We start from the raw sequence: 1,351 nt of genomic DNA, 5'->3' as shown, positions 1-1,351 counted from the left end.
GGCACTTGATCAAAGCGGTGGTAGTACACCAAAAGCTCTGAATGCTTATGGGGTCAGTGAAGACCAGTAGTCAAATGCCGATAAAATAAAAACACATAAAGGAGATAGGAATTATGGAAAAAGCTATATTGCAATTAGAAACGTTGTCTTGCCCAAGTTGTATGCAAAAAATTGAAGGTGCCGTAAAATCAGTTAACGGTGTTGATAAAGACAGCATTAAAGTATTATTCAACTCCAGCAAAGTCAAAACCAATTTTGATTCAGCTGTCACTTCGATTGAAGAGATTCAAAAAGCTATCGAAAACGTAGGCTATCCGGTCCTTAAAACAAAAGTCAAGGCCGCTTAACAGATTAAATGAACTAGGCAATTCTGGAAGAAAAGCTATTTTTTCAGAATTGCTTTTTTTTGTTGCAATCCGATTCGAGGTGCTTAGAAACGATAAAAGAGAACTTTCTAAACTTGATGTCGGTCAATTAATTACTTAGGCAATTATCTTATATTATGTTTATCAATAAAAGAGAAATTAAATTTGGAGGGAAAAAGCATGCAACAATATATATTAAGCAAGAAAAATGTTATCACCGTCATCAGTGGATTGTTAATCGCACTCGGTTTCTTCAGTCACTTTGTTTTAGAAAACGTAGGACTTTCAGAGTGGTCTTTGATCATCGCCTCTGTCTTTGGGATTACGCCAATTGCCATTCAAGCGTTTCAAGCAATGAAAGTCAAAGTCATCAGTATTGATGTCTTAGTCAGTATTGCAGCGATTGGTGCGCTTTTTATTCAAAATTATGAAGAATCGGCTATTGTCACGTTCTTATTCTTATTCGGACACTACTTGGAACAACGAACATTGAACCAAACGCGATCTGCTATCAAAGGATTGACTGAAATGGCACCCGAAAGCGCCTTGAAACAAATGGATAATGGCGAATTTGAAGAAGTAGACGTGGATGATATAGATGAAGGGGATATCTTGCTCGTTAAAACGGGTGCGAAAGTGCCAGTAGATGGCATAGTCCTTACGGGTGAAGGGCATATCAATGAAGCTAGCATTACAGGTGAAGCTGTTCCGGTCAACAAGCAAGCTGATGCAGAAGTTTTTGCAGGAACCATTTTAGAAAACGGAACGATTCAAATCAGAGCTGACCGAGTTGGTGAGGACACCACATTTGGAAAAATTATTGAACTCGTGGAAGAAGCACAAGATTCTAAATCCGAAGCGGAACGGTTCATTGATCGCTTTTCTAAATACTACACACCAGCTGTCTTGGTTCTGGCAATTGTTGTATGGGCGTTCAGTCAAAATATTGAGTTAGCAATCACCATCTTGGTTCTAGGTTGCCCAGG

At 38.8% G+C, this 1,351-nt stretch carries 2 protein-coding genes; both read left to right on the top strand.

Going from position 1 to position 1,351, the window contains the following annotated elements; translation table 11 throughout:
• The first annotated feature begins 113 nt into the window (after positions 1 to 113).
• Entirely contained in the window at positions 114 to 347 is a 234-nt protein-coding gene (locus ACRCJ0_RS14240) for a heavy-metal-associated domain-containing protein (protein ID WP_003142316.1), read from the top strand.
• 198 nt (positions 348 to 545) lie between these two features.
• The coding region (locus tag ACRCJ0_RS14235; RefSeq protein ID WP_431390875.1) for an HAD-IC family P-type ATPase at positions 546 to 1,351 on the top strand (806 nt) is incomplete at its 3' end.

Source organism: Aerococcus sp. L_32, assembly GCF_050689315.1.
The sequence above is the reverse complement of the archived record's forward strand: the minus strand, read 5'-3'. Positions and strand labels throughout refer to the sequence as shown.

Excerpts from the sequence above, each read along its gene's own strand:
- ACRCJ0_RS14240 (WP_003142316.1), top strand. The coding sequence starts at position 114 with ATGGAAAAAGCTATATTGCAATTAGAAACGTTGTCTTGCCCAAGTTGT.